The 16190-nt window shown below is 67.3% G+C and carries 11 protein-coding genes and 2 pseudogenes; 4 read left to right on the top strand and 9 right to left on the bottom strand.

What is annotated here, in order from left to right; all coding sequences use genetic code 11:
• The 3 genes and pseudogenes from DID98_RS35015 to DID98_RS35000 all read right to left on the bottom strand — a co-directional run.
• Window positions 1-296 (bottom strand): electron transfer flavoprotein subunit beta/FixA family protein (locus DID98_RS35015; RefSeq protein WP_409362351.1); only part of this gene is annotated, 296 nt, incomplete at its 3' end.
• Between the two features lie 176 nt (window positions 297-472).
• Window positions 473-721 (bottom strand): annotated as a pseudogene (locus DID98_RS35010) (aminotransferase); the annotation flags it as partial.
• 169 nt (window positions 722-890) lie between these two features.
• Window positions 891-1763, bottom strand: coding sequence for a LysR family transcriptional regulator (locus tag DID98_RS35000; RefSeq protein WP_124572217.1), 873 nt, complete (start codon window positions 1761-1763; stop codon window positions 891-893).
• Window positions 1764-1883: 120 nt separating this feature from the next.
• Here DID98_RS35000 and DID98_RS36475 point away from each other — a divergent pair, with 120 nt between their 5' ends.
• The 4 genes from DID98_RS36475 to DID98_RS34980 all read left to right on the top strand — a co-directional run bounded on the left by DID98_RS36475 (window position 1884) and on the right by DID98_RS34980 (window position 5166).
• Entirely contained in the window at window positions 1884-2012 is a 129-nt protein-coding gene (locus DID98_RS36475) for a hypothetical protein (RefSeq protein WP_260428143.1), read from the top strand.
• Window positions 2009-2698: a glutathione S-transferase family protein gene (locus DID98_RS34995; protein WP_124489809.1), complete on the top strand. Its 690-nt coding sequence runs from the start codon at window positions 2009-2011 to the stop codon at window positions 2696-2698. Before DID98_RS36475 ends, DID98_RS34995 begins: the two co-directional genes overlap by 4 nt.
• A 205-nt stretch (window positions 2699-2903) precedes the next feature.
• Window positions 2904-4211 (top strand): dicarboxylate/amino acid:cation symporter, encoded by a 1308-nt coding sequence (locus DID98_RS34985; protein ID WP_044846949.1) that lies wholly within the window; start codon window positions 2904-2906, stop codon window positions 4209-4211.
• Between the two features lie 13 nt (window positions 4212-4224).
• Complete coding sequence (locus DID98_RS34980; protein ID WP_124572216.1) at window positions 4225-5166, top strand: amino acid ABC transporter substrate-binding protein; 942 nt, start codon at window positions 4225-4227, stop codon at window positions 5164-5166.
• Between the two features lie 256 nt (window positions 5167-5422).
• Here DID98_RS34980 and uvrA read toward each other — a convergent pair whose 3' ends face one another.
• The 6 genes and pseudogenes from uvrA to DID98_RS34950 all read right to left on the bottom strand — a co-directional run.
• Window positions 5423-11317 carry an excinuclease ABC subunit UvrA gene (uvrA, locus tag DID98_RS34975; RefSeq protein ID WP_124572215.1) on the bottom strand — a complete coding sequence of 1965 codons (5895 nt, stop codon included), beginning with the start codon at window positions 11315-11317 and terminating at the stop codon, window positions 5423-5425.
• Window positions 11318-11606: 289 nt separating this feature from the next.
• The gene (locus DID98_RS34970) at window positions 11607-13073 is read right to left on the bottom strand and encodes an aspartate/glutamate racemase family protein (RefSeq protein ID WP_260428142.1); all 1467 of its coding nucleotides are present in this window, start codon (window positions 13071-13073) and stop codon (window positions 11607-11609) included.
• Window positions 13070-14344, bottom strand: coding sequence for a dicarboxylate/amino acid:cation symporter (locus DID98_RS34965; RefSeq protein ID WP_124572214.1), 1275 nt, complete (start codon window positions 14342-14344; stop codon window positions 13070-13072). Before DID98_RS34965 ends, DID98_RS34970 begins: the two co-directional genes overlap by 4 nt.
• A 183-nt stretch (window positions 14345-14527) precedes the next feature.
• Complete coding sequence (locus tag DID98_RS34960; RefSeq protein ID WP_124572213.1) at window positions 14528-15442, bottom strand: LysR substrate-binding domain-containing protein; 915 nt, start codon at window positions 15440-15442, stop codon at window positions 14528-14530.
• A gap of 106 nt (window positions 15443-15548) precedes the next feature.
• Entirely contained in the window at window positions 15549-15857 is a 309-nt protein-coding gene (locus DID98_RS34955) for an H-NS family nucleoid-associated regulatory protein (RefSeq protein ID WP_124572212.1), read from the bottom strand.
• A gap of 166 nt (window positions 15858-16023) precedes the next feature.
• Window positions 16024-16190: pseudogene (locus DID98_RS34950) on the bottom strand (phosphomannomutase/phosphoglucomutase); the annotation flags it as partial.

Genomic DNA, 16190 nt, shown 5'->3' with positions numbered 1-16190 from the left:
TTCGCGACGGCCAGCGGCTCGACGCTGTCGTTCGACTCGACGAGGATCGCGCGATCCGCGCCGATCGCCAGCGCCGTGCGCAGCGTTTCCTGCGCTTGCGTCACGCCCACCGACACCGCGATCACTTCGGTCGCGACACCCGCTTCCTTCAGCCGCACCGCTTCTTCCACCGCGATTTCGTCGAACGGGTTCATCGACATCTTCACGTTTGCGATGTCGACGCCCGTGTTGTCCGACTTCACGCGGACCTTCACGTTGTAATCGACCACTCTTTTCACTGCTACGACGATCTTCACGCGCTGCTCCTCCATCGAGTCGTTGGCATCATCCGGTTTCGCAGGCCATTACACGCGCAAACCTGGCCGGCGACAACTATCCATTGACTCTGCCGGTCATAGCCCGAACCTATTGCGCCGCGCGTTTCCCGGCGCCGAATGCGACACGGCCCGGATGATCCGGGCCGTGTCGTCGATCAGCAGTTCGCCGCCAGCGTGGCGGTAATCGCCAGGAATCGCGCGATATCGTCGGGCGCATGGCAATGAAGCGGCGATATCCGCACAGCGCCGCCGAGCCCGAACGATTTCAGCATCCGCCCCGAATACAGGCTCGACGCAACGCGTTCATGGACGATCACGCCGTGCTTTTCGTATTCCCGCACCGCCTGCGTCGGTTCGAGGTTCGCGAAACCGATCCCGACGATCAGGTCGCGCTCCGTCAGGTCGTGTGCGGCACGCGCCCATTCGCTGACCGCCGAGATCGTCCGGCAGGCGGCGCAGGCGTGCGATTTCAGCACGAGCCTGCTGGCCCCGGTGCGCATGATTAGGTTCCCGAATGACCCGTCAGGCCCCGTGGCGCGATGCGCCCGCATCGCCGCGCACCGAAGCACACGGTCAGATCTTCAGCGTCGTCGACAGATATTTGAATACGGTCGAGACCCGCAGCAGATGTCGCGATTCCCGGTGGGTCAGCACCCACAGCTCGGTCCGGCAGTCGGGCAGGACATCGGTCAATTGCACGAGATCGGAGCGGCCGCGTGTCAGAAACATCGGCAGGATGCCGACGCCCATGCCCAGGGCGACCAGCTCCATCACGGTCAGGATGCTGTCGACCTTGTAGTGCGGCACCACTTTCCTGAAATGACGTTTGCGCCAGATCACCGACGGGTGGCCCGGCAGCGCGTCGTCCGGCGCGATCCAGCGTGCGTTGCCCGCCGTGACGTCTTCATAACGGCGTACTGCGGCGTCGTGCCTCGACGCGAAAAGCGCCACGTCGATCGACCCGACATGCTTGCCCACCAGATATTCCGGTGGCTGCCGGGTCGCACGCACCGCGATATCGGCATCGCGGCGCCCCAGGTCGGCGATCTCGTTGCCGGTGTCCAACTCGTACGCAAGCCGCGGGTGGACGGCTTCCAGCTGCTTCAGCGCCGGCCCGACCAGCCCGTGCAGAATCGTGTCGGTGGTGGTGATGCGCACGGTGCCCGCCACTTGCTCGGGCACTTGTTGCGCGATCGAGCGGGCCGATTCGACCTGCACTTCCACTTGCTCCGCGTGTTCGGCCAGCGCCAGCGCGATTTCCTTCGCGCGATAGCCTGAGCGGGTCCGTTCGAACAACTGCTGCTGCAGGCCGCGCTCGATCCGCCTGAGGTTGCGAAACACGGTCGACGCATCCACGTCCAGTCGCTCGCCCGCCTGAACCAGCGTGCCCGAGCGGGATAGCGCCAGTATCGTTTCGAGGTCTGCTGCGCTGAGCTTGTATGGCATCCGGTTATCCCCCGTACATTGCATTTTTGCAATCCGTCATTGTAATCATGCGTATTGCTCAAGCACTTCCGCAATGTCAAATTCGGTTCCGCCTTGCCAACTCTCCCAACGGGTGCCGATATGAACCAATCGATTTCGACGAGTGACAATGCCGCCGCCTATGGCGTGTTGCGGCTCCGCGTGGCGTTGGGCCGGCGCAGCCAGCGCTTCGCGCCTGACGTGGCCTGCCACGGCGAGGCGACGACATGAGCACGCCCCAATACCACCTCGTCAGCCACGTGCTGTGCCCGTACGTCCAGCGCGCAGTCATCGTGCTGACCGAAAAAGGCGTGCCGTTCGAACGGACGGACGTCGACCTGGGCAACAAGCCGGACTGGTTTCGCAGGATTTCGCCGCTCGGCAAGACCCCAGTGCTGGTCGTCGATGGCGCGCCCATCTTCGAATCGGCCGTGATCTGCGACTACCTCGACGAGACGCTCGCGCCGCGGCTGCATCCCGATGCGCCGCTAGAGCGGGCGCGGCACCGCGCCTGGGTCGAGTTCGCTTCGGCACTGCTGAACGCCGTGTGGGGGTTCTACACGGCTGCGGACGAAACGGCGCTGGCCGCAGCAACCCGTGACATCCGCGCACGATTCGAGCAGCTCGAAGACACGCTCGGCACCGGCCCGTATTTTGGCGGCGCGCACTTCAGCATCGTGGACGCGGCATTCGGGCCGGTGTTCCGCTACTTCGACGTGTTCGAGCGGATCGACGACTTCGGGTTCTTCGCGGGCTTGCCCAAGGTCACTGCATGGCGACAACGGCTCGCCGAACGGCCGTCCGTGCGCGCAGCGGTCCGGGCCGACTATCCGCAGCGGCTGATGGAGTTCCTGCTCAAGCGCGGCTCGATGCTGTCGACGCGTATCCGCGATCACGTATTGCGCATTCAGGATTGAACCGAACCGCTTTTGCGTGCCGGCGCCCCGTATCGGGTTGCGCCGGCACCGGGCTCAGGGTGCCACCGGCACGATCTTTGCCCGGGCGATCGGTCGCGACACGGCGCTAGCGCAAACCCGCCCCCGGTTGCACTGTTCATCGCCGTTCGGGTCCTGTATTGTCCTTCCATCCCCGGTTGCGGAACCGGTGCATGGGAGGCGCACGATGCAGAAAAAAAATGCTGCAGCCGTCTGGATCCTGATCGCGATGGTGGCAGGCATCCTGATCGGCTACATGATCTTCACGAGCTTTCCCGATAAAAAGGCCACCACCGAAATCGCCGGATACATCTCGCTCGTGTCCGACGTGTTCCTGCGGCTGATCAAGATGGTGATCGGCCCGCTGGTGTTCTCGACGCTCGTCGTCGGCATCGCGCATATGGGCGACGCGGCATCGGTCGGGCGCGTGTTCGCGAAATCGATCGGCTGGTTCGTCACCGCGTCGCTGATCTCGCTGCTGCTCGGGCTGTTCATGGCGAACCTGCTGCGGCCCGGCGAGAACCTCGGCCTGCCGCTGCCGGACATCGGCGCATCGGCGAACCTCGCGACCTCCAAGTTCACGCTCAAGGATTTCGTCGGCCACATGGTGCCGAGATCGTTCGCCGAGGCGATGAGCAACAACGAAATCCTGCAGATCGTCGTGTTCTCGATGTTCTTCGGCGTCGCGCTCGCGGCGCTCGGCGAGCGCGGCAAGATCCTCGTCGCCGCGATCGACCAGCTGTCGCACGTGATGCTCAAGATCACCGGCTACGTGATGAAGCTCGCGCCGCTCGCGGTGATGGCCGCGATGGCCGCCACCGTCGCGGTCAACGGGCTGTCGGTGCTGCTGAAGTTCGCAGTGTTCATGGGCGACTTCTACGTGAGCCTGTTCCTGCTCTGGGCCTTGCTCGTCTGTGCCGGGCTGTTGTTCCTCGGGCCGCGCGTATTCAAGTTGCTGGTGCTGATCAAGGAAGCATTCATGCTGTCGTTCGCGACGGCCAGCTCCGAAGCCGCGTATCCGAAGATCCTCGACGCGCTCGACCGGTTCGGCGTGCGACGCAGGATTTCGAGCTTCGTGATGCCGATGGGCTATTCGTTCAACCTCGACGGTTCGATGATGTACTGCACGTTCGCGTCGCTGTTCATCGCGCAGGCGTACAACATCCACCTGTCGATCGGCACGCAGATCACGATGCTGCTGGTCCTGATGCTCACGTCGAAGGGAATGGCCGGCGTGCCGCGCGCATCGCTCGTCGTGATCGCCGCCACGCTGCACCAGTTCGGGCTTCCGGAGGCCGGCCTGCTGCTGATTCTCGGCGTCGATACGTTCCTCGACATGGGCCGCTCGGCCACCAACGCGGTCGGCAACTCGATCGCGAGCGCGGTGGTCGCGAAGTGGGAAAACCAGCTCATGTCGGAAGCGGAAGCCGAAGCCAATCTGGCACGCATCGAAGCGGAACAGGAAGCGACGATTGCGCATCCGACGGACGTCTGACGGAGGCCCGGCGATGAAGATGCAGCGATTCTGGGGTGCGCTCGCGCTCGCGGGCCTGCTTGCCGCGGGCGCGACCGCGCGCGCGGAAGATGCGCCGTCCACGCCGCCGCGCGTCGAGCCGTTCGCGCCGGCCCGACTGACCGGCACGCTCGCGAAGGTGCGCAGCAGCGGCACGATCGCGCTCGGCTATCGCGACGCGTCGATCCCGTTCTCGTATCTGAACGCGCGCAACCAGCCGATCGGCTATTCGATCGAGCTCTGCAAGGCGCTCGTGTCGTCGATCGAGGATGCGGTCAATCGGAACCTGACGATCCGCTGGGTGCCGGTCACGTCCGAGAACCGCATCGACGCGGTGGTCAACGGTACGGTCGACCTGGAATGCGGCTCCACGACGAGCAACCTGGAGCGGCAGAAGCGCGTGGCGTTCTCGCCGATCATCTTCGTGGCCGGCACGAAGGTGATGGTGAAACGCGGCTCGCCGATCCGCTCGTTCCGCGATCTCGCGGGCAAGAAGGTCGCGGTGACGGCCGGCACGACCAACGAGAAGGCGCTGCGCGACCTGGACGCGCGGTTCAGGCTCGGGATCCAGCTGCAGGTGGTGCCGGATCATGCGCAGGGCTTCGCGCTCGTCGCGAGCGGCGGCGCCGATGCGTTCGCGACGGACGACGTGTTGCTGTACGGCCTGATTGCCGTGAATGCGGGCAAGGGCGGCCAGTACGACGTGGTCGGCGACTTCCTGTCCTACGACCCGTACGGCATCATGTTCCGCAAGGACGATCCGCAGCTCGCGCAGGTCGTGAAGAGCACGTTCGAGGAGCTGGCCGTCGACGGCGAGATCGCGCGCCAGTACAAGCGCTGGTTCCTGCGCCCGCTTCCGTCGGGCATGAGCCTCAACCTGCCGATGAGCCCGCAACTGGAGACCATCATCGAGACGATCGGCGTCAAGGGCGAATGAGATAGCGCCGCCGTCTTCCGCTCGACCGGGACGAGCCGTTCCTGTCGCGCGTGATGCGGCGGCGTCACCGGCGTCCCCGGCGTCACCTACGTTGCGCGGCAGCCGCGACGCATCCGGCCACGCTATCCCGGGCAGCCATGTATTCATGCCGGGTGCCCGATCGACGGGATGTCGCAGCGCCCGATCGCACGGACGAATGCAAAAGCGGCCCCGGTGCCTGCCCAGACACCGGGGCCGCTCACCGGCAGCACCGCGTTCAACCGACCCGCGCTTCGCCCTGCCGCTCCGCTTCGCCGTCCTGCGCCGCCGTTCGCGCCAGCACCGGCTTCAGCGCATGCCCGGTATGGCTCGCCTTCACCTGCGCGAGCCCTTCCGGCGGCGCCGCCGCGACGATCGTGCCGCCGCCCACGCCGCCTTCCGGACCGAGATCGATGATCCAGTCGGCTTCCGCGATCACGTCGAGGTCGTGTTCGATCACGACGACGCTATGCCCGCCGTCGACCAGCCGGTGCAGCACGCGGATCAGCTTCGCGACGTCGGCCATGTGCAGGCCGACCGTCGGCTCGTCGAGCACGTACAGCGTGTGCGGCGCCTTCTGGCCGCGCCGCGTGATGTCGTCGCGCACCTTCGTGAGCTCGGTCACGAGCTTGATCCGCTGCGCCTCGCCGCCGGACAGCGTCGGCGACGGCTGCCCGAGCGTCAGGTAGCCGAGGCCGACGTCCTTCATCAGCCGCAGCGGATGCGCGATGTTCGAAATCGGTGCGAAAAATTCCACCGCTTCGTCGATCTCCATCGTCAGCACGTCGCCGATGTTCCGGCCGCGCCACGTGACCGCAAGCGTCTCCGGGTTGAAGCGCTGCCCGTGGCACACGTCGCACGGCACCTTCACGTCGGGCAGGAAGCTCATCCCGATCGTGCGCACGCCCTGCCCTTCACAGGCCGGACACCGCCCGTCGCCGGTGTTGAACGAGAAGCGCGACGCCGTGTAGCCGCGCGCCCGCGCCTCCAGCGTATCGGCGAACAGCTTGCGGATCGTGTCCCACACGCCGATGTAGGTGGCCGGGCACGAGCGCGGCGTCTTGCCGATCGGCGTCTGGTCGACTTCGAGCACGCGGTCGATCTGCTCCCAGCCGCTCAGCGACGCACAGCCCTGCCACGCATGCGTGACGTTCAGCGACGGCCGCGGCGCGCTGCGTGCGAGCACGCTCGCGCGGCGGTTCGTGGCCGGCGCATCTTGCTGCGCGGCCTTGCGCGCGCGCCGCGTGGCCGGCGACGACAGCACCGAGCGGCCGACCGCGTCGAGCAGGTTCGTCATCAGCACGTCGCGCGCGAGCGTCGACTTGCCCGAGCCGCTGACACCCGTCACCGCGACGAGCCGGGCGAGCGGAATGCCGACGGTGACGTCACGCAGGTTGTGCAGCGTCGCGCCGTGCACGGTCAGCCAGCCCTCCGGCACCGCCGGTGCGCCCTTCTTGCCCGCGACGCTCACCGCACGGCGCGGCTGCAGCGGGTGCGTCATCGGCTGCGCGAGCAGCCGGCCCGTGACCGAATCGGGCTGTGCGGCCAGATCCGCGACCGCCCCTTCGGCGACCAGCGTGCCGCCGCGCTTGCCGGCGCCCGGACCGACGTCGATGATGTGGTCGGCGCGGCGAATCGTGTCCTCGTCGTGCTCGACGACGACGAGCGTGTTGCCCTTGTCGCCGAGCTTGCGCAGCGCGTCCAGCAGGATCTGGTTGTCGCGCGGATGCAGGCCGATGGTCGGCTCGTCGAGCACGTAGCACACGCCCTGCAGGTTGCTGCCGAGCTGCGCGGCGAGCCGGATGCGCTGCGCTTCGCCGCCCGACAGGCTCGGCGCCGCGCGATCGAGGCTCAGGTAGCCGAGCCCGACTTCCTCGAGGAACGCGAGGCGGCTGCCGATCTCGCTGACGATGTCGCGCGCGATCTGCGCGTCGCGCCCGGTCAGTTCCAGCGCGTCGACCCAGCGGCGCGTATCGGACACCGTCCACTGCGCGACCTCGACGATCGGATGCGCGTCGAACGTGACCGCGCGCGCCGACGGGTTCAGGCGCGTGCCGCCGCAATCCGGGCACGGCTCGTTGCCGACGCCTTCCGGTTCCTGCTCGTCCGACGGCAGGGTCTGCTCGCGGCCGCGATCGTCGCCGGCGAGCACCGTGTCGTCGTACGCCGCGCGCTGTTCGCGCGTGAGCGTGACGCCGGTGCCGACGCAGGTCGTGCACCAGCCGTGCTTGCTGTTGTACGAGAACATCCGCGGATCGAGCTCCGGGTAGCTCGTGCCGCACACCGGGCACGCACGCTTGACCGACAGCACCTTGACCTCGCCGACGCGCGCGGTCGAATGGTCGTTCTGCATCGCGTGATGCAGCCCGTCGAGCGGCGCGAGCAGGTGCATCACGCCCTTGCCGAGCTCGAGCGTCTCGTCGAGCAGGCGCCGCAGCTCGGCCTCGTGGTCCGGCGACACGACGATGTCGGCCACCGGCAGCTCGATCGTATGCTCGCGGAAGCGGTCGAGCTTCGGCCACGGATCGACCGTGACGAACTCGCCGTCCACGCGCAGATGCGTGCTGCCGCGCGCCTTCGCCCACTTCGCGAGATCGGTATACACGCCCTTGCGGTTGACGACGAGCGGCGCGAGCAAACCGACGTGCTCGCCGCGATGGTCGCGCAGCAGCTGCGCGGCGATCGACTCGACGGTTTGCGACGTGACGGGCGTGCCGTCGTGGATGCAGTGCTGCAGGCCGAGCTTCACGTACAGCAGCCGCAGGAAGTGCCAGACTTCGGACGTGGTCGCGACCGTGCTCTTGCGGCCGCCGCGCGACAGCCGCTGCTCGATCGCCACCGTCGGCGGAATGCCGTACACGGCGTCCACTTCCGGCCGCCCGGCCGGCTGCACGATCGAGCGCGCATACGCGTTCAGCGATTCGAGGTAGCGGCGCTGGCCTTCGTGGAACAGGATGTCGAACGCGAGCGTCGACTTGCCGGAACCCGACACGCCGGTGATCACGTTGAACTTGCCGTGCGGGATGTCGACGTCGAGCGCCTTCAGGTTGTGCTCGCGCGCGTTGACGATCCGCACGACGTCCTCGCCCTCGATCGCGCGCCGCTCGCGGGCGGCGTTCAGCACGGCCTGCAGCGGCACGCCTTCGTCGGCGAGCACGGTTTCGCCGTCCATCGCGCGGTCGTACTGCAGCAGCGCGACGCCGGTGTGCGATTGCGCGCACGCCTTCACGTCGTCGGGCGTGCCCGCGCACAGCACGAGGCCGCCGCCGTCGCCGCCTTCCGGGCCGAGATCGATCAGCCAGTCGGCCGCGCGGATCACGTCGAGGTTGTGCTCGATCACGATCAGCGAATGGCCGGCCGCGAGCAGCTTGCCGAATGCCTGCATCAGCTTCGCGATGTCGTCGAAGTGCAGCCCGGTGGTGGGCTCGTCGAACATGAACAGCTTCGCGCGCGCGATGCGCGCCTCTTCGCTGGCGATCCGGCGCCCGCCGGCCGCCGCCGCCGATTCGGCGAGGAAGCCGGCCAGCTTCAGCCGCTGCGCTTCGCCGCCCGACAGCGTCGGCACCGGCTGGCCGAGCTTCACGTATTCGAGGCCGACGTCGACGATCGGCTGCAGCACGCGCAGCACCTCCGCGTCGGTCGCGAAGAACGCGGCCGCCTCGCTGACGGTCAGGTCGAGCACGTCGGCGATGTTCAGCGCGCGGCCGTCGCGCTCGATGCGCACTTCGAGAATCTCGGCGCGGTAGCGGCTGCCGTCGCAATCCGGGCAACGCAGGTAGACGTCGCTCAGGAACTGCATCTCGATGTGCTCGAAACCCGAGCCGCCGCAGGTCGGGCAACGGCCGTCGCCCGAGTTGAAGCTGAACGTGCCGGCGCCGTAGCCGCGCTGCAGCGCGAGCGGCGCCTTCGCGAACAGCTTGCGGATCTCGTCGAACGCGCCGACGTAGCTGGCCGGGTTCGAACGCGTGGTCTTGCCGATCGGCGACTGGTCGACGAACACGACGTCGCCGACCTGGTCGGCGCCCGTGAGCGTGCGGAACGCGCCCGGCGACTCGGTCGCCTTGCCGTGGTGGCGCGCCATCGCCGGATAGAGCACGTCCTGCAGCAGCGTCGACTTGCCGGAGCCGGACACGCCCGTCACGCACACGAGCCGCTGCAGCGGAATCTCGACCGTCACGTCACGCAGGTTGTGCTCGGTCGCGCCTTCGAGCACGATGCGCGGCGTGTTCGCGTCGACGGGGCGGCGCGCCCAGTTCGACGCATGCGCGACGTGCTTGCGGCCGCCGAGATATTCGCCCGTCAGCGTGCGCGCGGCACGGATGTCGGCCGGCGTGCCGTCGTAGACGATCGTGCCGCCGCGCTCGCCGGGGCCCGGGCCCATGTCGATCAGCCGGTCGGCCGCGAGCATCACCGACGGATCGTGCTCGACGACGACCAGCGTATTGCCCGCGTCGCGCAGCCGCTGCATCGCCTCGACGATTCGCGTGAGGTCGCGCGGATGCAGCCCGATGCTCGGCTCGTCGAGCACGAACAGCGTTTTCGTGAGCGAGGTGCCGAGCGCGGTGGTCAGGTTGATCCGCTGCACCTCGCCGCCCGACAGCGTGCGGCTCTGCCGGTCGAGCGTCAGGTAGCCGAGCCCCACGTCGCACAGGTATTTCAGGCGCGTGCGCACCTCGGCGAGCAGCAGTTTCAGCGCATCGTCGAGCAGCGCACTCGGCAGCGTGATCTCGTCGAAGAAGCGGCGGATGCGCTCGATCGGCAGCAGCATCAGGTCGTGCACCGTCAGGCCCGGCAGCGCTTCGAGCTGCGCGCGCGTCCAGTCGACGCCGCGCGGCATGAAACGATCGGCGGGCGCGAGCACCGCATCGGCGTTGGCCTTCGAGCCGAGCCGCCACTGCAGCGATTCCGTCTTCAGGCGCGCGCCGCCGCAGACCTCGCACGGCGTGTAGCTGCGGTATTTCGACAGCAGCACGCGGATATGCATCTTGTACGCTTTCGATTCGAGATAGCCGAAGAAGCGTTTCACGCCGTACCACTGGCTCTGCCACTTGCCGTTCCAGTCCGGCGAGCCGTTGATCACCCAGTCGCGCTCGGCATCGGTCAGGTCGGACCACGGCGTGTCGCGGCGGATGTCGGCCTTTGCCGCGTAGCGCATCAGGTCGTCCTGGCACTCCTTCCAGGCGGGCGTCTGCATCGGCTTGATCGCGCCGCCGCGCAGCGTCTTGCGCGCGTCGGGGATCACCAGGCCGAGATCGACGCCGATCACGCGGCCGAAGCCGCGGCAGGTCTCGCACGCGCCGTAGGCCGAGTTGAACGAGAACAGCGCCGCCTGCGGCTCCGCGTAGCGCAGGTCGCTGTCGGGATCGTGCAGCCCGGTGGAGAAACGCCACACCTGCGGCTCGGCCAGCGCGTTTTCCGCTTCCGGCGCGAGCACGTAGACGTTCACGCGGCCGCCGCCGCGCTTCAGCGACGCCTCGATCGCCTCGACCACGCGCACCTTGTCGGCCTGCTGCACGCGGAAGCGGTCGGCCACCACGTCGAGCAGCTTGCGCGGGCCGGTCGGCGACGCGACTTCGCGCTGCGCCTGCACGCGCGTGTAGCCGCTCGCCGACAGCCACTGCGCGATTTCCTCGTCGGACACGCTTTCCGGCAGCTCGACCGGGAACGTGACGACGACGCGCGGATCGTCGGCGCGCGTGCGCTCGACGAGTTCCGCGTAGATCGTCTCCGGCGTGTCATGCCGCACCTGCCGCGCGGTCTGGCGGTCGAACAGCTCGGCCGCGCGCGCGTACAGCAGCTTCAGGTGATCGTTGAGCTCGGTCATCGTGCCGACCGTCGAACGCGAGCTGCGGACCGGGTTGGTCTGGTCGATCGCGATCGCGGGCGGCACGCCGTCGACGCGCTCGACCTGCGGACGGTCCATCCGGTCGAGGAACTGCCGCGCATACGCGCTGAAGGTTTCGACGTAGCGCCGCTGGCCTTCCGCGTACAGCGTGTCGAACACGAGGCTCGACTTGCCGGAGCCCGACGGGCCGGTGACGACCGTCATTTCGCCGGTGCGCAGGTCGAGATCGAGGTTCTTGAGGTTGTGCTGACGTGCTCCGCGAATGCGGATCAGATTGCTGGATGACAATTTGCCTGCCCGTCTGAATGAGTTAGCCGGATTTCACGGTGCCGGAACGCTGCGGCGGATGCCCGCAGGCGCGGCGCACGTGCCGCACGGGTCATGCCCGCGCCGCTCGAGTTCGACGGATACTATACTGTATATTCATACAGTTTTCCAAGAACGGCGCGAATGCGGGAAACCGCGCCGGATCGCGCCGTCTTTCCCGGACGGCGGCTCGATCGTCGAAGCGCGCGCCGAACGGCGCGCGCTTCCGGAGCGTCTGCCGCTCGCGCTCACACGCCGAATCGGCACCGGCTCAGCCCCCACCCGCCATCGCATACGCAATGCACGTGCGGGCGAGCACGTCGGTCGGATCGACGAGCGTCGCCCGACGCCCGTCCGGCGCGACATATTCGCCGCCCGGCAGCAGGATCGGCAGCTCGGTGCAGCCGAGCACGATCACCCGCACGCCCTCGGCGATCAGCGCGTCGACGGCGGCGCCGATATCGTCCTTGCACTGTCCGGTCGTGAAGCCGGCCTTCACGCCCTGCTTCCCGTAGATCGCTTCCATCACGCGCGCCTGCAATGCGGGCGTCGGTGCAACCTGTCGCAATCCTTGCGATTCCAGCGCCTTCTGGTAGACCCCGCTTTCGATCGTGCCGGAGGTCGCGAGCACGCCGACGTCGCGCAGCCCCGGATACGTATCGCGCAGATGCGCGACCGTGACGGTCAGCATGTTGACGACCGGAATGCCGAGGTACGGCTGGATCCGCTCGACGAACGCATGCGCGGTGTTGCACGGAATCGCGATGACGTCGGCATCGCCGTCCTCGAGCTTCTTGCAGGTCGCGTACAACGAGATCGTCGGGTCCGCGCCGGTGCCCGTCAGGTTCTCGGTCCGGTCGGGAATCTGCGGATTCTGCTCGACCAGCAGCTTGATGTGTTCCTGATCGCGCGACGCCGGCGTGTTGCGCACGATCTTGTCGAGGAAATCGACCGTCGCGGCCGGCCCGACGCCGCCAACCACGCCGACCTTGAACGGCGCCGCGCGCGAACCGGCGTGCCCGGTCACCGCGTACTGCGCATACGCGAGGTTCGAATCCACGAGCGGCACGCGCAGCGGGCCGATGGCGTCCGCGACCAGCGCGATCTCGGTCAGGCCGGGGACGATCACCTGCACGCGCTGATCGATCAGGTCCACGCATGCGCGGCGCAGCAGGTCGACCGGCCGGCCGCGCAGATTGCCGCGCTTGATGCCGTCGGCGCCGTAGACGGCTTCCGTCACGAGATCGATCCCGTCGTGCGTCCGCGGATGAACGACGTCGAACTGCGGTGACGGGAAATACGTGTCGAAGAGTCGCTTGTCCCGCACGTAGTCGGAAGCCAGCACGCCGATGCGCGTCGCGTCCGGGTATTTGCGCCGCACGTGGTAGCGAACGGCTTCGACGATGTCCACGATCGGCAGGCGCGTATTCGCCTTCAATTCGTCGATGAACGTGTGACTCAGGAAACACGGCAGCACGACCGTCGTCACGCCGCGCTTCTCGAACTGCCGGATCATGTCGAACACGTACAGCTTGCGCTCGATGGTCACCGCTCTGCCCGACCCCGAGCCCTTGAACGGGTATTGCTCGAAGATCATCCCGGCGTGTTCCTCGTCGGACGACGCCGGCGTCGCCTTCACCATCTTGAAGAACACGTCGGCACTGCCCAGCGGCCCCAGGCCGCCGACCACGCCGAATTTCCTCCGCGCATTCACGCTATCCGTATCCGTGCGCATCATGCGTTCAGCTCCGGCTGCTCGAATATGGCGTCCTGCGATCTCACGGCGCGCCGCGTCTCCCACTTCGCGATCACCGCCGTCGCCACGCTGTTGCCGATCACGTTCGTCATCGTGCGGCCCATGTCGAGGATCTGGTCGATCGCGAGCACCATCGCGACGCCGGCCACCGGCAGATGGAACATCGGCGCGACCGCCGCGACCACGACCACCGAGCCGCGCGGCACGCTCGCCATGCCCTTGCTGCTCAGCATCAGCACCAGCAGCATGAACACCTGCTCCGACAGCGGCATGTGCACGCCGAACGCCTGCGCGATGAAGATGGCCGCGAACGCCTGATACATCATCGATCCGTCGAGGTTGAACGCGTAGCCGAGCGGCAGCGTGAAGCCCACCACCTTCTTGTCGACGCCGAAGCGCTCGAGCTGCTCGGTCAGGCGCGGATAGGCGGCCTCGCTGCTGGCGGTCGAGAACGCGATCAGCGCGGGCTCGCGCACGGCCTTCAGCAGGCTCCCGACGCGCCGCCCGAGAAACACGTAGCCGACGCCGATAAGGATCGCCCAAAGGACCAGCAAGCCGAGATAGAACGCGCCGATCAGCTTCCCGTACGTGTAGATCACGTCGAGCCCGCGCAGCGTGACCGACGACGCGATCGCACCGAACACGCCGAGCGGCGCCGCGCGCATCACGTAGTTCGTCAGGCGCAGCATCACCGGCACCATCCCGTCGATCGACTGGATCACGACGCTAACGCGCGGGTCGCGCTTCAACGCACTCAGCGCGACGCCGAGAAAGATCGAGAACACCAGGATCTGCAGGATGTCGTTGCGCGCCATCGCGTCGAGCAGGCTGGTCGGGAACGCATGCGTGATCACGTCCCGGGCGTTCAGCGCGGCGGTGTTCAGTCCGGTGTTGACCTCGCCCGCGCTCGCCATCAGGTTCAGGCCGGCGCCCGGCTGCAGCGCATTGGCCATCACGAGGCCGAGACTCAACGAAATCAGCGACGCGCAGACGAACCAGCCGAGCGAGCGCAGGCCGATGCGGCCGACGTCCTCGCCGCTGTCCATGCCGGCCAGGCCGGACACGAGCGTGACGAACACCAGCGGCGCGATGATCATCTTGATCAGGCGCAGGAAGATGTCGGTGACGATCGAGAAGTAGCCGGCGATCGTCTTGAGGGTGGCCGGGTCCGCGATGTTGGCGTGGCACGCATAACCGGCGACGACACCGAGGATCATGCCGACTGCGATGCTTGAGGTGAGGCGATTTTTCATGTCCATTCGTCCTTGGGTGGCACCCGGCCGCCGGAAGGCGGCGAGCGCTGCGAAGAAGGCCACGCGACGCCGGTCGCGCGTCGCATGTGCCGTTGGAACGAATGGTAGGGACGATCGAAAAAGCCGTGATGCCGGTGCGACATGGCGGTATGCGAGCGCCGCATAACGCGGGAAAACCCTGATTCAGCCGAGCCGGGCAGGCGCCGCGCGCAGATGCTGCCAGAGGGTGTCGAGGAATTCGCTGCGATTGGACACGTCGCGATACACGCGCAGCTCGACGTCGAGGTTCCACGCCGCCGGGCCGGCCGGCACGAGGTCGCCGGCCGCCAGTTCGGCGGCGATCGCGCTGCGGGGCAGCCACGCGACGCCCTCGCCTTCCATCACGAGCTTCTTGAGCACTTCGGCCATGTCGGACTCGTAGTGCAGCTGCAAGGCCGGCGCATCCGGTGCGCGGCCGAGCAGCAGCGCGAGACAGCGGCCGAAGTAGCTGGTTTCCGTGTAGGTAATCAGCGGCAGCGGATCCTGCTTCGTTCCGGGCAGGCGAAACGCGGGCGCCGATCGACGGTTCGGCCGGCACGCCGGCATCAGCGTGTCGAGACCCACCGTCAGGTACGCGTACTTCGCGGGGTCGAGATGGAGCGGCAGCTCCGGATGGTGATACGCGAACATCAGCTCGCAGTTGCCGTTGACGAGCATCAGGATCGAGTCGTGGACGTTCGCCGGAATGACACGCGCGCGCACTTCACCGAAATGCGTCGCGAGCGCCTTGAGCCAGGCCGGCAGGAAACTCAGCGCGATCGTGTGGCCTGCGGCGATCTGCAGGCTATTGCCGGCGATCCTCTGCTCGGTGCGAATGATCGCGCGGGTATCGTACAGGCGGCTGATGACGTCTTCGGCCGTTTCACGGAACAGGCGCCCTGCGGGCGTCAGCACCGGCGGAAAGCTGCTGCGGTCGATCAGCTCGGCGCCGATCCACTGCTCGAGCGACTGGATGCGGCGGCTGAAGCCCGATTGCGTGACGTTGCGAAATTCAGCCGCGCGGGAAAAGCTCTGGTATTGCGCGAGCGCGAGGAAATCCTCGATCCATTTGATTTCCATGATGGCCTTGGAGGTCGCGGGTGAGCCGGCCCGCGCGTCGCCAGGGTCGTGGCGAAGCGCGGGCCGACGGACGCCTCCATTTTATGGGCAGCGCGCAATGTCGCGTTCAACCCTCCTGGCGCTCGATCAGGAAGCGCTCGCGGCGCTTCCCCTTGATCCATGCCGGCTCGCGTCCCCGGCCGGACCACGTCGCCCCGGTGATCGGATCGCGGTACTTCGGCTCGAGGGCGGGCGTTTTTCGCGCCGTCCTTGCGGCACTGCCCTGACGGCCGAATATCTGTCTCGGGGTCAACCCATATTCGGCGACACGGGTACGGACCTCCTGCAGCACGGTCTCGAGTTCGGCCTGTCGCGCTTCCTCGGCACGTTTCATCAGTTCATTGGCTTGCGCCTTCAATTCGCGATAGCCTGACATCCCTTTCCTCCCAATTGCTCCGGCGCCATGAAAAGCCGAACGGGGCGCAAGCCCCGAACGGTTCGTTGTGTTGTCAACGGGTGGTGTCACGCGCGTGCGCCCGACGCGGCACGAGGCCTGTCTCCCTATGCATCGGATGCATCGGCGGCACGCGCGCGCACGTCGTTCAGAACGGCAGCTCGACGTCCGGTTTCGCGGCCGTCAGCACGCGGCGGAAGTCCGCCTGGATGCGCGCGAGCCCTTCCTGCGTCTCCGATTCAAAGCGCAGCACGACCACCGGCGTCGTGTTCGACGAACGCGCGAGGCCGAAGCCGTCCGGGTACTCGACGCGCA

The sequence above is a fragment of the Burkholderia sp. Bp8984 genome, from assembly GCF_003853755.1.
Classification (GTDB): Bacteria; Pseudomonadota; Gammaproteobacteria; order Burkholderiales; family Burkholderiaceae; genus Burkholderia.
Note: the sequence above shows the minus strand (reverse complement) of the source record. Positions and strands in the feature narration are given on the sequence as shown.